Origin of the sequence: Streptomyces hyaluromycini (assembly GCF_002217755.1) — a bacterium.
In the GTDB taxonomy this organism is placed as follows: domain Bacteria; phylum Actinomycetota; class Actinomycetes; order Streptomycetales; family Streptomycetaceae; genus Streptomyces; species Streptomyces hyaluromycini.
In genome coordinates this window covers 234,542-249,954 of record NZ_BCFL01000017.1, presented here as the reverse complement: position 1 = coordinate 249,954, position 15,413 = coordinate 234,542, and the positions used below count along the sequence as shown (strand labels likewise).

The following is a 15,413-nucleotide window of genomic DNA, read 5'->3' as shown; positions in this document are numbered from 1 at the left end:
AGAGTGGCGGGGCGATGGCTGCGTCGACCACGTAGGCTCATCCACAACAGAGAAAATCCGGACCCGACCCAGGAGCTGATCGTGATCCCCGGTGGTGGCCAGCCCAACATGCAGCAGCTGCTCCAGCAGGCCCAGAAGATGCAGCAGGACCTGGCACGGGCCCAGGAGGAACTGGCGAACACGGAGGTCGACGGACAGGCGGGCGGCGGCCTGGTGAAGGCCACCGTGACCGGCTCCGGCGAACTGCGCGCGCTGAAGATCGACCCGAAGGCGGTGGACCCGGAGGACACCGAGACCCTCGCCGACCTGATCATCGCGGCGGTGCAGGCGGCCAGTGAGAACGCCCAGGCGCTCCAGCAGCAGAAGCTGGGCCCGCTGGCGCAGGGTCTGGGCGGCGGCAGCGGCATCCCGGGCCTGCCGTTCTGATGTTCGTCGCCCGCACGACACTCGTACCGCCTTCCTAGGACAGGCGGCAGCCAACTACCGTACGTACCGAAAGACTCCAGGAAGGGCAGTCCGTTGTACGAAGGCGTGGTCCAGGACCTCATCGACGAGCTGGGGCGGCTTCCCGGCGTCGGTCCCAAGAGCGCGCAGCGGATCGCCTTCCACATCCTGCAGGCGGAGCCCACGGACGTACGGCGTCTGGCGCAGGCTCTCCTGGAGGTGAAGGCGAAGGTCCGCTTCTGCGCGACCTGCGGCAACGTGGCACAGGAGGAACTGTGCAACATCTGCCGTGACGCCCGCCGCGACCCGACGGTGATCTGTGTCGTGGAGGAGCCGAAGGACGTCGTCGCGATCGAGCGCACGCGGGAGTTCCGCGGCCGTTACCACGTGCTCGGCGGCGCGATCAGCCCGATCGAGGGCGTCGGCCCCGACGACCTCCGGATAAGAGAACTCCTCACGCGTCTGGCCGACGGCACGGTCACCGAGCTGATCCTGGCCACGGACCCGAACCTGGAGGGCGAGGCGACTGCCACCTACCTCGCCCGCATGATCAAACCCATGGGCCTGAAGGTCACCCGCCTGGCCAGCGGCCTCCCGGTGGGTGGCGACCTGGAATACGCGGACGAGGTCACGCTCGGCCGCGCCTTCGAGGGGAGACGACTCCTAGATGTCTGACGCCACGCTGCACGCGACCGCGCAGAACCCTGACGACTTCGCGGTCCAGATCGCCGACCAGGTGGAGAGTTTCCTGGTGGCCGTGACGGAGGTGTCGAAGGGCGACGAGCCGGACTCGGCGGTCCCCTTCCTCCTCCTGGAGGTCTCCCAGCTCCTGCTGGCCGGCGGCCGGCTCGGCGCGCACGAGGACATCGTCCCCGACGAGCGCTACGAGCCGGACCTGGGCCCGGAGCCGGACGTCGACCAGCTCCGCGAGAACTTCGCGCGCCTGCTCGACCCCATCGACGTCTACTCCGAGGTCTTCGACCCCTACGAGCCCCGCAAGGCGCCCGTCCCGGCCCGCATCTCGGACGACCTGGCCGACATCATCACCGACCTCCGCCACGGCATGGCCCACTACCGCTCGGGCCGCACCACGGAGGCCCTGTGGTGGTGGCAGTTCTCCTACTTCTCCAACTGGGGCCCCACCGCCTCCGCGGTCCTGCGCGCCCTCCAGTCCGTCCTGATCCACGTCCGCCTGAACCAGCCCCTGGACGAACTGGACGGCCTGGACACCGACCAGGACACGATCGGCGACGAGACACTGGAGTTCGAGGCGGGCCAGGTCATGGAACAGGAGATCGGCGGGGCACTGGGAGTACGGTCCTCCTCCAAGTAGGACAGCTCCCGTCCTCGGTCGGCACCCGCCCCAGGACTTCGTGGACCAGGAGCTGTTCACGGGAAGAAGCGGCCCGCGCTCGGGTGGTCCTGGGCGCCGTCCACGCAGATGTTGGCGCCGTTGACCCCGCCCGCACGGGGCGACAGGAGGAAGCACGCCACGTCCGCGACCTCCTGCAGTTCGACCAGCCGTCCGCGGGGGAAGTCGGCGCGGGCGAAAGCCTCGTACTGCTCCGGGCGGTTGTCCCGGAACCAGGCCCAACCCCCGCCCTCGAACATCACCGAACCCGGACTGAGCGCATTCACCCGGATGTTGCGCGGGCCCAGCTCCTGGCCGAGCGTGGCGGCGAGGTGGATCTCCGCCGCCTTCGCCGAGGCGTACGACGACCTGGGGCCCGGTTTCCACCCGGTGATCGACGCCACGATGAGTGCGCTGCCGCCCCCGCGCCGCTCGAAGTGCGGCACCGCGGTGCGGATGGCATGGGCGGCGTGCAGCACGTTCAACTCGTACGTCCGCAGCCAGTCCTCGGGCGTCGAGTCCAGCAACCCGCCCCCGGACACCCCGCCCGCATTGGCCACCAGCAGGTCGAGCCCGCCCATCCGCTCGGCCGCCTCGTCGACGGCCCGGGCGAGTGCGTCCGGATCCGTGACGTCCGCCTGGACGCCGGGCAGCCCTGACTCCTCCAGCCGTTCCGGATCCCGTCCGCAGACGGTGACCGCGGCCCCCTCCTCCCGCAGGGCCAGGCCGATGGCCAGCCCGATGCCACTGCTTCCGCCAGTGATGAAGGCCGACTTCCCCGCGAGTCCCAGATCCACGGCGGCAGCCTGTCAGCGGACGCCGACCCGATCAACCCGCTTGGACGGGGGTCACAGCGTCCACAGCCCCTTCGCCACCGCCGTGACCCCGCCCGTCAGGGCCAGCAGGAGGACCAGGCGGCGGGTGTGGTGTTCGGGGAGGCGGTCGCCCACCGTTCTCCCGATCACCCCGCCCGCCACCATCGCCGCGGCCACCGCCGTCCACTTCGCCGCGCCCAGCCCCGGCACCCCGTTCGCCGTCACCGAGAAGGCGTTCACGACCACGCCGTAGAACTGGGCGTTCGGGACGAACTCGCGTACCGTCCAGCCCGCGTTGAGGGCGTAGAGGGAGATCGGCGGGCCGCCCACGCCCGCCGCCGAGTTCATGAAGCCGCCGACCGCGCCGGCCGTCAGCGCGCCGCCCCGGCCGCGGAGGGCGGGGAGGCGGGCGCCGCGCATGACCAGGAGCACGGCCGCGGTCACCAGGGCGCCCATCGTCAAGAGGAGCAGCGGTGGCGGGAGTTGGCGGGTCAGCCAGGTCCCCGCCGGGACCGTGCAGGCCGCCGCCGCGCACAGCGGGACCATCGCCGCCGGACGGACCCGGCGCCAGCCGCCCGCCAGGCCCACCACACTGATCGCGCCCGCCGCGCAGTTGGCGAGTGCGACGCCCTCGGCGGGGCCGAGCAGGAGGATCAGGGCCGGTACGGCGACCAGCGCGAAGCCCATGCCGGTCAGCCACTGCACGCTCGCGCCCAGCAGCACGATGCCGGTGAGAAGGATCAACGCCGTCATGGTGTATCTGCCTACACCAACGGTTCGGGAGCGCACTCCCTCGTTGCGGTCCCCGGGAGACGGAATCGTTGATCTCGCCAGGCCAACCGCTCCCGGACAAGGACATCTCCCATGAAGTCGCTGCTCGCCTCCCGGCCCGTCCTCTGGTTCCTCTTCCTCTTCAACCTCGTCGTCGCGGCCGTCGCGCCCTTCGTCGTCGACGGCACGCAGGGCGTGCTGACCGCCGTCGGGATGGGGGTCGTCTCGCTCGGTGCCGGGGTCAGTCTGCTGCGCGGCTGAGGGAATTGGCTCAGCCCTGCACCTGCGCTGTACGTCGGCTGTACGGGCGTTAACCAGCGGAAAGCGAGTCCTGGGCCATGACCCGAAAGACACGTATACGCGCCGCAGTCGTCACCGCCCTTGTCACCGCCGCCACGGTGAGCGCGGGCGTGAGCCGGGCCGGCGGCTCCGAGCCGCGGCACGAGCCGAGCAAGAAGCAGATCGCAGCCCTCTTCGACCGGTGGAACGCCGCCCTGCGGACCGGTGACCCGGAGAAGGTGGCCGGCCTCTACGCCAAGGACGCGGTGCTGCTCCCGACCGTCAGCAACAGGATCCGTACCGACCACCCGGCCCGTCTCGTCGCTGCGCGCGCTGATCGAAGCCGTACCGCTTGAGGCCGCGCCGGAGGGATTCCGCGACCGGCTCGTCGTCTTCCAGCAGAAGTACGCGCACGCCCCGTACCTTAAATCTTGAAACTTCATTCATGGAGTTCGCTGTGAGGCAGGGCACTTTCCGCGTGGTGTGCCGTCCGCTGGGCAGGTTCCGGTGGCGAGTGCCGACGTCTCACCATGCGGGAGCGCGCTGGTGGAATTCGGACGCTCGTTAAACTGAGCCGACACAAACAAACCGAGCGAGGAGCGCACGTGGGCCTTGTCGTGCAGAAGTACGGAGGCTCCTCCGTTGCCGATGCCGAGGGCATCAAGCGCGTCGCCAAGCGAATCGTGGAAGCGAAGAAGAACGGCAACCAGGTGGTTGTCGTCGTTTCCGCGATGGGCGACACGACGGACGAGCTGATCGATCTCGCCGAGCAGGTATCCCCGATGCCTGCCGGGCGTGAGTTCGACATGCTGCTGACCGCCGGAGAGCGTATCTCCATGGCCCTGCTGGCCATGGCGATCAAAAACCTGGGCCACGAGGCCCAGTCGTTCACCGGCAGCCAGGCAGGCGTCATCACCGACTCGGTCCACAACAAAGCCCGGATCATCGACGTCACGCCAGGGCGGATCAGGACGGCGCTCGACGAGGGCAACATCGCGATCGTGGCCGGGTTCCAGGGCGTCAGCGCGGACAAGAAGGACATCACCACGCTGGGGCGCGGCGGGTCCGACACGACCGCGGTGGCGCTCGCCGCCGCGCTCGACGCCGAGGTCTGCGAGATCTACACCGACGTCGACGGTGTGTTCACCGCCGACCCGCGCGTGGTGAAGAAGGCGCGGAAGATCGACTGGATCGCCTTCGAGGACATGCTGGAGCTCGCCGCCTCCGGTTCCAAGGTGCTGCTCCACCGCTGTGTGGAGTACGCCCGCCGCTACAACATCCCGATCCACGTCCGGTCCAGCTTCAGCGGACTGCAGGGCACGTGGGTCAGCAGCAAGCCGATTGGGGACAAGAAGGTGGAGCAGGCCATCATCTCCGGTGTCGCGCACGACACCTCCGAGGCCAAGATCACGGTCGTCGGTGTGCCCGACAAGCCGGGCGAGGCCGCCGCCATCTTCCGGACCATCGCCGATGCCGAGATCAACATCGACATGGTCGTGCAGAACGTGTCCGCCGCCGCCACCGGCCTGACGGACATCTCCTTCACGCTCCCGAAGACCGAGGGCCGCAAGGCCATCGACGCGCTGGAGCGCAACCGGTCGGGCATCGGCTTCGACTCGCTGCGCTACGACGACCAGATCGGCAAGATCTCGCTGGTCGGCGCAGGCATGAAGACCAACCCGGGGGTCACCGCCTCCTTCTTCGAGGCCCTGTCCGACGCCGGCGTGAACATCGAGCTGATCTCGACCTCCGAGATCCGCATCTCGGTCGTCACCCGCGCCGACGACGTGCCGGAGGCCGTGCGCGCCGTGCACACCGCCTTCGGACTGGACTCCGACACCGACGAGGCCGTGGTCTACGGAGGCACCGGCCGATGACTGCCAAGCCGGCGCTCGCGGTCGTGGGAGCGACCGGGGCCGTCGGCACGGTCATGCTCCAGATCCTGTCCCAGCGAGCGGACGTCTGGGGCGAGATCCGCCTGGTCGCCACCCCGCGCTCGGCCGGCCGCAAGCTGACCGTGCGCGGGGCCGAGGTCGAGGTCGTCGCGCTGTCGGAGGAGGCCTTCGACGGGATCGACGTCGCGATGTTCGACGTACCCGACGAGGTGTCCGCGCGCTGGGCGCCGATCGCCGCGGCCAGGGGCGTGGTCGTCGTGGACAACTCCGGGGCCTTCCGGATGGACCCCGAGGTACCGCTCGTCGTCCCCGAGGTCAATCCGCACTGCGCCCGCAACCGGCCGCGCGGGATCATCGCCAACCCCAACTGCACCACCCTGTCGATGATCGTCGCCCTGGGCGCGCTGCACGCCGAGTTCGGGCTGCGCGAACTGGTGGTGTCGTCGTACCAGGCGGTGAGCGGGGCAGGGCGGGCCGGTGTGGAGACGCTGCGGGCCCAGCTGTCGATGGTCGCCGGCACGGAGCTGGGCACCAAGCCCGGTGACGTGCGGCGGGCGGTCGGGGACCTGACCGGGCCGTTCCCGGAGCCGGTGGCGCTCAACGTCGTCCCGTGGGCCGGGTCGCTGCGGGAGGACGGCTGGTCGTCGGAGGAGATGAAGGTACGGGACGAGTCCCGCAAGATCCTCGGACTGCCGAAGCTGCCGGTCGCGGTGACGTGCGTGCGGGTTCCGGTGGTCACCACCCACTCCCTGACGGTGCACGCCAGGTTCCAGGGCGCGGTCACGGTCGACGGGGCCCGGGAGATCCTGGACACGGCCCCGGGTGTCGTCCTCTTCGACAACCCGGCCGCCGGCGAGTTCCCGACCCCTGCAGACGTGGTGGGCACGGATCCGACCTGGGTCGGGCGGGTGCGGCGGGCGCTCGACGATCCGACCGCGCTGGAACTCTTCGTGTGCGGGGACAATCTTCGCAAAGGGGCCGCTCTGAACACCGCGCAGATCGCCGAGTTGGTGGCGGCGGAACTGACCGGCCGTTCAGGTACGGCGGATTTTGTGTGAACAGCCGGTGACCACGGCAAACGCCCTGTAGGCGCGCCGGGTGGGAGCGGGCCCACAGGTAGGGTCTGCGTAAGAAATGTGTCCCGGAGCATGGTCCAAACCTCTTGAACCTTGACCCTTCGGCGTTCGAAGATTTTGCTCCCCGTCCTCCGCAACCATGCGGGCGGCGGGGAGCGTCTTTGCGGTCGCCTGTCTTACCGGGCGCTTACGTGATCGGGCCTTCGGGTCCTGGGGACGCATGATCCTGGCGTGGGGACGCCGTGATCGGGGCGTGGGGACGCCCGTTCATAATGGGATATAGGGGAAGAGCGGGTCGCATGACGGCAATTGAGGCACCGTCGGGTGTGCTGCCGGACGCGCGTGGAACGGCGCCGACCGGCCCGGCCGGCCCACCCGGCGGATCCGGTGTGCGCGCTGCCGGCGGGCTCGGCGGGTGCCCGTCCGACATGCCCGACGTAAAAGTGATGCCCGGCACGTACAACCCCAGCGGGGGTAGACGTGTCCAACTGGCGTGGCAGAGGTTCTCGAACTCAGTGCGCCCCGCGGCGCGACGGCCCTACGGCCGCCCCGCGCCGGCCTGCGCCCCCGCATGCCCGGCACGCCCGGCGGCATGCCGGTGATCGCGCCCATGCCCGCAGCGCGGCCCACCCGCATACCCAGCCAGCGCGACGGTGCCGACGAGACGCCGGCCGCGGCCGGTACCACCGTCGACCACCTCACCGAGACCTACCGGGCGCACTACCGCTCGCTCCTCGGCCTTGCCGCGCTCCTCCTCGACGACACCGCCTCCTGCGAGGACGTCGTCCAGGAGGCGTTCATCCGCGTCCACTCCGCCCGCAAACGCGTCCGGGACCCGGAGAAGACCCTGGCCTACCTGCGCCAGACGGTCGTCAACCTCTCCCGCTCCGCGCTGCGCCGCCGCATCCTCGGCCTCAAGCTCCTCTCCAAGCCGATGCCGGACGCGGCCAGCGCCGAGGAAGGCGCCTACGACCAGCTGGAGCGGCGCGACCTGATCAAGGCGATGAAGGGCCTCCAGCGCCGCCAGCGCGAGGTCCTCGTCCTGCGCTACTTCGCCGACATGACCGAGGCCCAGGTCGCCGAGACGCTCGGCATCTCGCTGGGCTCGGTGAAGGCGTACGGTTCGCGCGGTATCGCGGCCCTGCGGGTGGCGATGGAGTCGACGGCATGACGGACAGCCCCCAGGGAGGCGACTCGCATGATCGCCACGAGCCCTACGCCTGGCACGAGCCGACGCAAGGTCATGAGCCCGGTTCCGGGCCCGGTCCGAGGCCCGGTTCGGGGGAGCCGGCGCCACGGCAGCACGAGCAAGAGCACACGCAATCGCACGCTGGGAACGGAACTGTGAACCACGGCCCCGACGAAAAGGGCCCCGAGGGCCTGGGACCGGGCCCTGAAGGGCTCCGGAGCGGGCTCGGCCCCGGCTTCGGGGCCGGCGCCGACGGCCCCGAAGCCCTGGACGGGCTCGACGCGGACGAGCTGGCCCTGCGCCGGCTGCTGCACACCGCGGTCGACGACCTCGCGCCGCGCGACGGCTCCCTCGACCACCTGCGCCGCGCGGTGCCCGCCCGCCGGGCCCGCAAGCGCCAGGCCGCCGTCGGCATGGCCGCCGCGGCCCTGTTCATCGGCACCGCGGTCCCCGCCCTCATCCACGTCTCCAACTCCGGCGGCACCGACCCCAACACCTCCATGGCCGGCCAGGCCTCCCAGGCGCAGGGCGGCTCCACCGGCGGCAAGAACCCGGACGGCGGCGCCAGCACCGCGGGCGGCACCAGCGGCCAGGCCACCGGCGAGAGCCCCGGCGGCGCCAAGGACGGCGGCAAGAGCGAGAGCACCGGAGCCGTCTCCGGCACCAAGGTCGTCCCCACCGCCAGCGCCGCCAGCAGCGCCCCGGTCTGCACCTCGGCGCAGCTCGGCACCCCGACCTCCACCGTCGACGCCCCCGACTCGACGGGCGTCGTCTACGGCACCTTCAGCGTCGTCAACGTCTCGACGACGAGCTGTACCGTCGGCGGCCCCGGCAGCGTGGCCTTCCTCGCGCAGGGCGCGGCCGACTCCACCAAGATCCAGGTCGTCCGGCACACCTCCGGCGACGCGGCGGCCGGGCTGCCCGACCCGACCAGCGAGCTCACCGGCCTGATCCTGGCGCCCGGCGCGGCCTACCAGGAGAAGTTCGGCTTCGTGCCGTCGGAGACCTGCCCGACCACCGGCTCCAGCACCGGCGGCTCCGGCGACACCGGCGGCACGGGCGGCACCACGGCCTCCCCGAGCCCCTCCGAGGGTGCCAGCAGCAGCGCGGGTACGACCACGTCCGGGACGGACGGCACCACCACCCAGCTGCTCACCGAGGACGGCACGGCCGACGGGAGCATCGCGGTCTCGTACACCCCGCAGGCCGGGTCCCCGACGGGCTCGGCGACGGTGGCGAACGCCTGCGCCGGGACGATCTACTGGACCGGGGTCCTGCCGGGGGCGTGACGGGGTCCTGCCGGGGGTCTGACGGGGGTCTGACGGGCGGGATCCGTCAGAGCGGGGTTCGTCATACGGCGGTCGGCTGCCGGGCTTCCTCGTCCGGGACCAGGCCGAGCGCCGCGTCCCGGGCGAACTCCACCTCGCGGCGCAGCAGCCGGAACCACATGAACACCACGAACCCCGCGAACACGAACCACTCACCGGTGTAGCCGAGGTTCTGGAACGCCTTCAGGTCGAGCCCCGAGTTGTCCGGCGCGGTCGCCGGCACGGCCGTCATCCCCGAGTCGGCCTTGTCCAGGGTGATCCACGCGTCGTACACGGGGTACGGCACCAGGTTCACGAGTGAGGCCGCGCTGATCGCCGCCGTCTGCCCCGACGGCAGCCCGCCCTGGGCGCTGACGCCGTCGTCCCCCGGCGTCTCGGAGGCCTGCAGCGCGCCGGTGACGGTGACCTCGCCGGTGGGCGGGGCGGGCGCCTTGGCGGCGTCGGCCCTGCCGGGCAGCCAGCCGCGTACGACGGGCAGGGCTCTGCCGGAGTCGGTGCGCAGCAGGGTCAGGACGTAGAAGCCGTTCTTCCCGTCGACCTGGCGGTCGGGCACGAGCAGCTGCTTGGCGTACCGGCCGGTGACGGTGGCCCGCTGGCCGGAGGTCGACTGGTCGACGGGGAGCAGTTCGGCGAGCGGCCGGGCCGCCTCCGTCTTCGCCGTCTCGACCTGCTTGTCGGCGCTGCGATGCGCCTCGACACGCGCCTCGAAGCGGCTCAGCTGCCACGACCCCATGAAGATGCAGAACGGGATGGCGAGCAGCACGAAAACGTTGATGCCCCACCAGCGGGGTGTCAGCAGGAAGCGGTACACACCGTCCACGGTACGGGGCGGTTCATGGCGGTTTACGGGCGGGGTGGGCGCGTCCGGCGGCCTTGCCGACCGGTCCGCCGACCGGTCCGCCGGACGGTCTTCCGGCCGGTCTGTCGGACGGTCTGTCGGCCGGTCTTCCGACCGGTCTGCCGGGCGGGTGTCGGCCTGGACGTCTACCTGGGGGTTCGCAAAGTTATCCACAGGCTGCGGACACTCCTCGACGCTTTGCGGGCGGGGACGGGCACTATGGGGCCATGACTGCGGCCATGAGTGAGAGCGACATGCCGGACTGGGAGAAGCGCTTCCGCGCTCCTCGGGTCTCCCTGCCGGACTGGGCGGAGGACGCCCCCGACCGTTCCCTGTTCGTGTCGAACGCGACGGGGACGTACGAGCTGTACGCCTGGGACCGTGCGAGCGGGGAGCAGCGCCAGGCGACGAACCGGCCGAACGGCACGACGGACGGCCTGCTCTCCCCGGACGGCGCGTGGATCTGGTGGTTCGACGACAAGGACGGCGACGAGTTCGGTGTCTGGCGCCGCCAGCCCTTCGGCGGCGGCGCCGACGAGGAGGCGACGCCGGGCCTGGATCCGTCGTACCCCTCGGGCCTGGCGCTGGGCCGGGACGGCCGTACGGCGGTCGTGGGCCGCTCGACGGACGACGAAGGTACGACGATCTTCCTGGCCAGAACAGGCCAGGAGCCGCTGGAGATCTACCGGCACGCCGAGTCGGCGGGGGTCGGCGACCTCTCCCACGACGGCTCGCTGATCGCGATCGAGCACACCGAGCACGGTGACGCGATGCACTCGGCGCTGCGCGTGGTCCGTCCGGACGGTACGACGGTCGCCGACCTCGACGACACCGACGGCGGCACGGAGGAGCTGGGCCTGGAGGTGCTGGGCTTCGCCCCGGTCGACGGCGACCCGCGCCTGCTCATCGGCCACCAGCGGCGCGGCCGCTGGGAGCCCCTGGTCTGGGACGTCGTCTCCGGCGAGCAGACGGACCTGACCCTCGACCTGCCGGGCGACGTGAGCGCGGAGTGGTACCCGGACGGCAGCGCGCTGCTCGTCGCGCACAGCCACAAGGCCCGCAGCGACCTGTTCCGCTACGACCTGGCCACGCACGAGCTGGCGCGCATCCCGACCCCGCCGGGCTCCGTCTCGGGGGCCACGGCCCGCCCCGACGGCACCGTCGAGTACCTCTGGTCGTCGGCCGCCGAGCCGCCGGTGGTCCGCTCGACGACCGGCGAGGTGGTCCTGGACCCGCCCGGGATGAGGTGCCCGCAGTCGGTCCCGGTCTCGGACGCGTGGGTGGAGGGCCCCGGCGGCCCCATCCACGCCCTGATCCAGAAGCCGGCCGGAGCCGTCGGCCCCCTCCCCACCGTCTTCGACCTGCACGGCGGCCCGACCTGGCACGACAGCGACGGCTTCGCGGCGGGCCCGGCGGCCTGGGTGGACCACGGGTACGCGGTGGTCCGCATCAACTACCGCGGCTCCACGGGTTACGGCCGGGCCTGGACGGACGCGCTGAAGCACCGGGTGGGCCTGATCGAGCTGGAGGACGTGGCGGCGGTCCGGGACTGGGCGGTCGAGTCCGGCCTCGCCGACCCCGACCGCCTCGTCCTGACCGGCGGCTCCTGGGGCGGCTACCTCACGCTCCTCGGCCTGGGCACCCAGCCCGCCTCCTGGGCGGTGGGCATCGCGGTCGTCCCGGTCGCCGACTACGTCACGGCGTACCACGACGAGATGGAGTCACTGAAGGCGATGGACCGCACGCTGCTGGGCGGCACCCCGGAAGAGGTCCCCGACCGCTTCGCGGCCTCCTCCCCCCTGACCTACGTCGACGACGTCAAGGCCCCCGTCTACATCTCGGCCGGCCTCAACGACCCCCGCTGCCCGATCCGCCAGATCGACAACTACGTCAACCGCCTGGCAGCCCGCTCGGCCCCGCACGAGGTCTACCGCTACGACGCGGGCCACGGCTCCCTGGTGGTGGACGAACGCATCAAGCAACTCCGCCTGGAAATGGAGTTCGCCGAGCGCCACCTCACGCCTACGGCGACAGCGCCGACAGACTGACCTTTTTTCCCACCCACCCACCCGACTCGGTCCGTGAAGGAGCGAGGGCTTCAACCCGCCGGGGTATGACCGGGCCGCGGGTCACTGCTGAGAAGGCAACACTGAAGCGCCCCGACAAGGGCGCGGGTCACTGCTGAGGAGGCAGCACTGAAGCGCCCCGAAAGGGGCGCGGGGAACTGCGCGATCAGCCACGACGCACCCGCACGTACCCCCACCACCCCAGCCCTCCCACCCCCACCCCTCAACCGAGTGAGTCGGGTGGGTGGGTGGGCAAGGATCGGCGGCCGGACAACTCCGCCAGCCCCCTCCGGGTGGCGACCACCACCACCCGGTCCCCACCCCGCAACACGTACTCCCCCGCCGCAACCCCCTGCCGGCCCTCAAGCGCCAGCACCCGCCACGCCCCTGCCCGGAACGCCCCCTCCACGGTCCGCCCCTCCAACTGCGGATGCCCGCCCACCTCCACCACCGCCACCAGCAACACCTTCCGCTCCACCGGAATCGCCCCGAGGATCTGCCGCCCCAGCATCGCCCCCGCGAAGGACGGCGCCGCCAGATAGGACACGCTCCGGCTCCGGGTGACGGCATGCGGATGCGCCGCCCGCAGCGTCCGGTACACGGCGGTCGCGAAGTCGTCGTCGTACAGCCGCAGCACGGCCGTCAGATCGGGCCGCAGGGCCCGCGCGTACAGCACGGCCTCCAGATTCGTCGTGTCGGCGCTGGTCACCGCGAGCAGCGCCTGCGCCCGATGGATCTTGGCGGCCTCCAGCACCCCTTCCTGGGTCACGTCCCCGAGCACCACCGGCACCCGCAGCCGCCGCGCCACCGCCAGCCCGCGCGCCTCGGGATCCGACTCGACGCACACCACGGGAACGTGCAGCTCCCGCAACCGCGTCAGCACGCGGGTACCGATCTTCCCCAGCCCGAGGAGCACCACATGCCCACCCAGCCCCCGAGGCGGCTTGCGCAGCGCGGACGCGGTCCGGAAGGTCCCGAGCGCCTCAAGGACCGCCGCCAGCAGCACCGGCAGCAGCAGCAACCCGACCAGCCCCGTCAGCAACTGGAGGATCTGCCGGCCGAGCGGCGCCCCGATCGCGGGATTGTCGATGGCGAACAGGTCGAGGAGCGTGTAGTAGAAGGCCCGTACCGGGTGAATGCCCGTCACCACCGACAGGGCGACCGCGAGCGCGACCACGCACCCCACACTCCCGGCCAGCGACCACCTGAGCCGCCGCGAGAACAGCGAGGCGAGCGGCGGTACGACCCCGACCCCGCGCCCGGCCGGCTCCGCCGCCCCCGCGGACAACAACACGTGCTCCAGCACCATCACGCCACGCTCGTCCGCGGCCGCCCGTACCTGCTCCCCGTCCGGCAGCAGCAGCGGCCCCCGCTCCCGGCCGCCCTCGACCGGCTCGGGCCCGGTGCTGTTCGGCGAGAGCAACGCCAGCGGGAACAGCCCCTGTTCGACGGCGTCCTGCCCCGCGACGGCACCCGGCGGCAGGTCCACCGCCCGCAGCACCAGGCCCTCCGTATGGATGACCTTGCCACGCCCGGCGAGCGCGGTGGCGGCGAGCGCGGGCGCGGCGGTGTCGGCGTCGGACAGCACGATCGTGGAGGCGTCCCCCACCGCGCCGCCCCCGCCGCCGTCCGCGTCCCCTGTCGCCAACGCGGCTGCCTGGTCGAGGAGTTCCTCGATGTGCTGCCCCAACCGCCGGTTGTACAGCCGCAGTACGAGCCGCAGCCGTGGATTCAGCCGGCGGGCGGTGAGAGCGGCCCGGATGTTGGTCTCGTCGTCGTCGTACACGAGCGCGAGCGCGGCGGCCCGCTCCACACCGGCCTCGGCGAGCACCGCCTCAGTGGCCTCGACGGCCTCCAGCACCCTTTCCCCGCGCGGCCCTTCACCGGCACCGGCGACCGCACCGGTACCGCCACCGCTGCTCCCGTTCCCGCCGCCGTTGCCACCGTTGCCGCCCGTCCGTCCCACGGTCGCGCTGACCACCCGGTCGAACAGCGCGGCCGAGGCGGCCCGGGCGCGTCCGACGACCGGCGGCCGGGCGATGCGCACGTCCGGCGGCACGACAAGGGTGACCTGTTCGCCGTAGACCGTGCGCAACTCGGCGGCCAGCCGGTGCGCAAGTCCGTCGTCCCCGCACACCACCATCTGGGCCGGGCCGCCACCACCTTGATACGGAACGCTCGCCACAAGGGAAAAGACTGCCTCAACGGGACGCATGGTTCCAGCAACGAAGTGAACAGCCACCCCTGACCGCCCGTAGGGAAGGGGAGGGAGCATAATCCCCGATCTGACCGAAGTGCCGGAGGTATCCGACCCGTGGCCATCACCGAGAAAGCCGCCCCGCCCGGGGCCGCGCCCGAGGACGGGACGCCCGGCGCCGACGGCACCCGCACCCCGCCCGGCCAGGAGGGCTGGCACCTCAACTCCCCGCTGGCCCTGACCCTGCTCCTCCTCGTGGTCGTGGTGTTCCAGGGGCCGGTACGCGGCGCGCTGTCGAAACCGGTGATGCAGAGCTGGATGACGGTGTTCGTGGCGGTGGTCGTCCAGGCGCTCCCGTTCCTCGTCCTGGGGGTGCTTCTCTCCGCGGCGATCGCGGTCTTCGTCCCGCCCTCCTTCTTCGCCCGCGCCCTGCCCGGCCACCCCGCCCTGGCGGTACCGGTCGCGGGACTGGCCGGTGTGGTGCTCCCGGGCTGCGAGTGCGCGTCGGTCCCGGTGGCCGGCGCCCTGGTCCGCCGGGGCGTCACCCCGGCCGCGGCCATCGCCTTCCTCCTCTCCGCCCCCGCGATCAACCCGATCGTGCTGACGGCGACGGCGGTGGCGTTCCCGCGCAACCCCGAGATGGTCGTGGGCCGGTTCGCCGGCAGCCTGCTGGTGGCGTGTGCGATGGGCTGGCTGTGGCAGCGGCTCGGCCGCACCGACTGGCTGCGCCTGCCGGCGCACGCGCACCACGAGGGCGAGACCAAGGGGGAGGCGTTCTGGTCCTCGGTGCGGCACGACACCATGCAGGCGGGCGGCTTCCTGGTCCTCGGCGCGATGGCGGCGGCGACCCTGAAGGCGGTGGCCCCGGCGGAGTGGCTGCGCACGGCGGCCGCCAACCCGGTGGTCGCGATCTTCGCCCTGTCGATCCTGGCCGTACTCCTGTCCATCTGTTCGGAGGCGGACGCGTTCGTGGCGGCTTCCCTGACCCAGTTCTCGCTCACCGCGAAGCTGGCGTTCCTGATCGTGGGCCCGATGATCGACCTCAAGCTCTTCGCGATGCAGGCGGGCACCTTCGGCCGCGGCTTCGCCCTGCGGTTCGCCCCGGCCACCTTCGTGGCGGCGATCGCGGGCGCGGTCCTGACCGGGGCGGTGCTGCTTTGAATC

14 protein-coding genes and 2 pseudogenes are annotated in these 15,413 nt (G+C 71.8%); 11 read left to right on the top strand and 5 right to left on the bottom strand.

What is annotated here, in order from left to right; all coding sequences use genetic code 11:
• Positions 1–81: 81 nt before the first annotated feature.
• The 3 genes from SSP29_RS09090 to SSP29_RS09080 all read left to right on the top strand — a co-directional run bounded on the left by SSP29_RS09090 (position 82) and on the right by SSP29_RS09080 (position 1,777).
• A complete protein-coding gene (locus tag SSP29_RS09090) occupies positions 82–426 on the top strand; it encodes a YbaB/EbfC family nucleoid-associated protein (RefSeq protein WP_089100038.1) in 345 nt (114 codons plus the stop codon).
• Positions 427–519: 93 nt separating this feature from the next.
• Positions 520–1,119, top strand: coding sequence for a recombination mediator RecR (gene recR, locus SSP29_RS09085; RefSeq protein ID WP_089100037.1), 600 nt, complete (start codon positions 520–522; stop codon positions 1,117–1,119).
• The gene (locus tag SSP29_RS09080; RefSeq protein WP_089100036.1) at positions 1,112–1,777 is read left to right on the top strand and encodes a DUF5063 domain-containing protein; all 666 of its coding nucleotides are present in this window, start codon (positions 1,112–1,114) and stop codon (positions 1,775–1,777) included. Before recR ends, SSP29_RS09080 begins: the two co-directional genes overlap by 8 nt.
• 56 nt (positions 1,778–1,833) lie before the next feature.
• Here the strand turns inward: SSP29_RS09080 and SSP29_RS09075 are convergent, their stop codons facing one another.
• Both SSP29_RS09075 and SSP29_RS09070 read right to left on the bottom strand, forming a co-directional pair.
• Positions 1,834–2,592, bottom strand: coding sequence for an SDR family NAD(P)-dependent oxidoreductase (locus SSP29_RS09075; protein ID WP_089100035.1), 759 nt, complete (start codon positions 2,590–2,592; stop codon positions 1,834–1,836).
• A 51-nt stretch (positions 2,593–2,643) separates the two neighbouring features.
• A complete protein-coding gene (locus SSP29_RS09070) occupies positions 2,644–3,363 on the bottom strand; it encodes a sulfite exporter TauE/SafE family protein (RefSeq protein WP_089100034.1) in 720 nt (239 codons plus the stop codon).
• 111 nt (positions 3,364–3,474) lie between these two features.
• Here SSP29_RS09070 and SSP29_RS58380 point away from each other — a divergent pair, with 111 nt between their 5' ends.
• On the top strand, positions 3,475–3,642 hold the full coding sequence (locus SSP29_RS58380; protein ID WP_167449888.1) for a hypothetical protein: 168 nt from the start codon (positions 3,475–3,477) through the stop codon (positions 3,640–3,642).
• Between the two features lie 77 nt (positions 3,643–3,719).
• Positions 3,720–3,965 (top strand): annotated as a pseudogene (locus SSP29_RS09065) (SgcJ/EcaC family oxidoreductase); the annotation flags it as partial.
• A 31-nt stretch (positions 3,966–3,996) separates the two neighbouring features.
• Here the strand turns inward: SSP29_RS09065 and SSP29_RS59595 are convergent.
• A pseudogene (locus SSP29_RS59595) lies at positions 3,997–4,074 on the bottom strand (response regulator transcription factor); the annotation flags it as partial.
• A 191-nt stretch (positions 4,075–4,265) separates the two neighbouring features.
• Between SSP29_RS59595 and SSP29_RS09060 the strand changes: the two are divergent.
• The 4 genes from SSP29_RS09060 to SSP29_RS09045 all read left to right on the top strand — a co-directional run bounded on the left by SSP29_RS09060 (position 4,266) and on the right by SSP29_RS09045 (position 9,109).
• Entirely contained in the window at positions 4,266–5,537 is a 1,272-nt protein-coding gene (locus tag SSP29_RS09060) for an aspartate kinase (protein WP_089100032.1), read from the top strand.
• Positions 5,534–6,613 (top strand): aspartate-semialdehyde dehydrogenase, encoded by a 1,080-nt coding sequence (locus SSP29_RS09055; protein WP_089100031.1) that lies wholly within the window; start codon positions 5,534–5,536, stop codon positions 6,611–6,613. Before SSP29_RS09060 ends, SSP29_RS09055 begins: the two co-directional genes overlap by 4 nt.
• 511 nt (positions 6,614–7,124) lie before the next feature.
• A complete protein-coding gene (locus SSP29_RS09050; protein WP_150133817.1) occupies positions 7,125–7,802 on the top strand; it encodes a SigE family RNA polymerase sigma factor in 678 nt (225 codons plus the stop codon).
• A gap of 173 nt (positions 7,803–7,975) precedes the next feature.
• Positions 7,976–9,109 carry a hypothetical protein gene (locus SSP29_RS09045; RefSeq protein ID WP_150133816.1) on the top strand — a complete coding sequence of 378 codons (1,134 nt, stop codon included), beginning with the start codon at positions 7,976–7,978 and terminating at the stop codon, positions 9,107–9,109.
• Positions 9,110–9,170: 61 nt separating this feature from the next.
• On the opposite strand, the gene SSP29_RS09040 is transcribed toward SSP29_RS09045, so the two are convergent.
• Positions 9,171–9,959: an SURF1 family protein gene (locus SSP29_RS09040; protein ID WP_150133815.1), complete on the bottom strand. Its 789-nt coding sequence runs from the start codon at positions 9,957–9,959 to the stop codon at positions 9,171–9,173.
• 266 nt (positions 9,960–10,225) lie between these two features.
• Between SSP29_RS09040 and SSP29_RS09035 the strand changes: the two genes are divergently transcribed.
• Positions 10,226–12,034, top strand: coding sequence for a S9 family peptidase (locus SSP29_RS09035; protein WP_245883052.1), 1,809 nt, complete (start codon positions 10,226–10,228; stop codon positions 12,032–12,034).
• Positions 12,035–12,275: 241 nt separating this feature from the next.
• On the opposite strand, the gene SSP29_RS09030 is transcribed toward SSP29_RS09035, so the two are convergent.
• Positions 12,276–14,195, bottom strand: a complete 1,920-nt coding sequence (locus SSP29_RS09030) for an NAD-binding protein (RefSeq protein WP_089100027.1) — start codon at positions 14,193–14,195, stop codon at positions 12,276–12,278.
• Positions 14,196–14,366: 171 nt separating this feature from the next.
• Between SSP29_RS09030 and SSP29_RS09025 the strand changes: the two genes are divergently transcribed.
• The gene (locus SSP29_RS09025; protein ID WP_150133813.1) at positions 14,367–15,410 is read left to right on the top strand and encodes a permease; all 1,044 of its coding nucleotides are present in this window, start codon (positions 14,367–14,369) and stop codon (positions 15,408–15,410) included.
• Positions 15,411–15,413 lie beyond the last annotated feature (3 nt).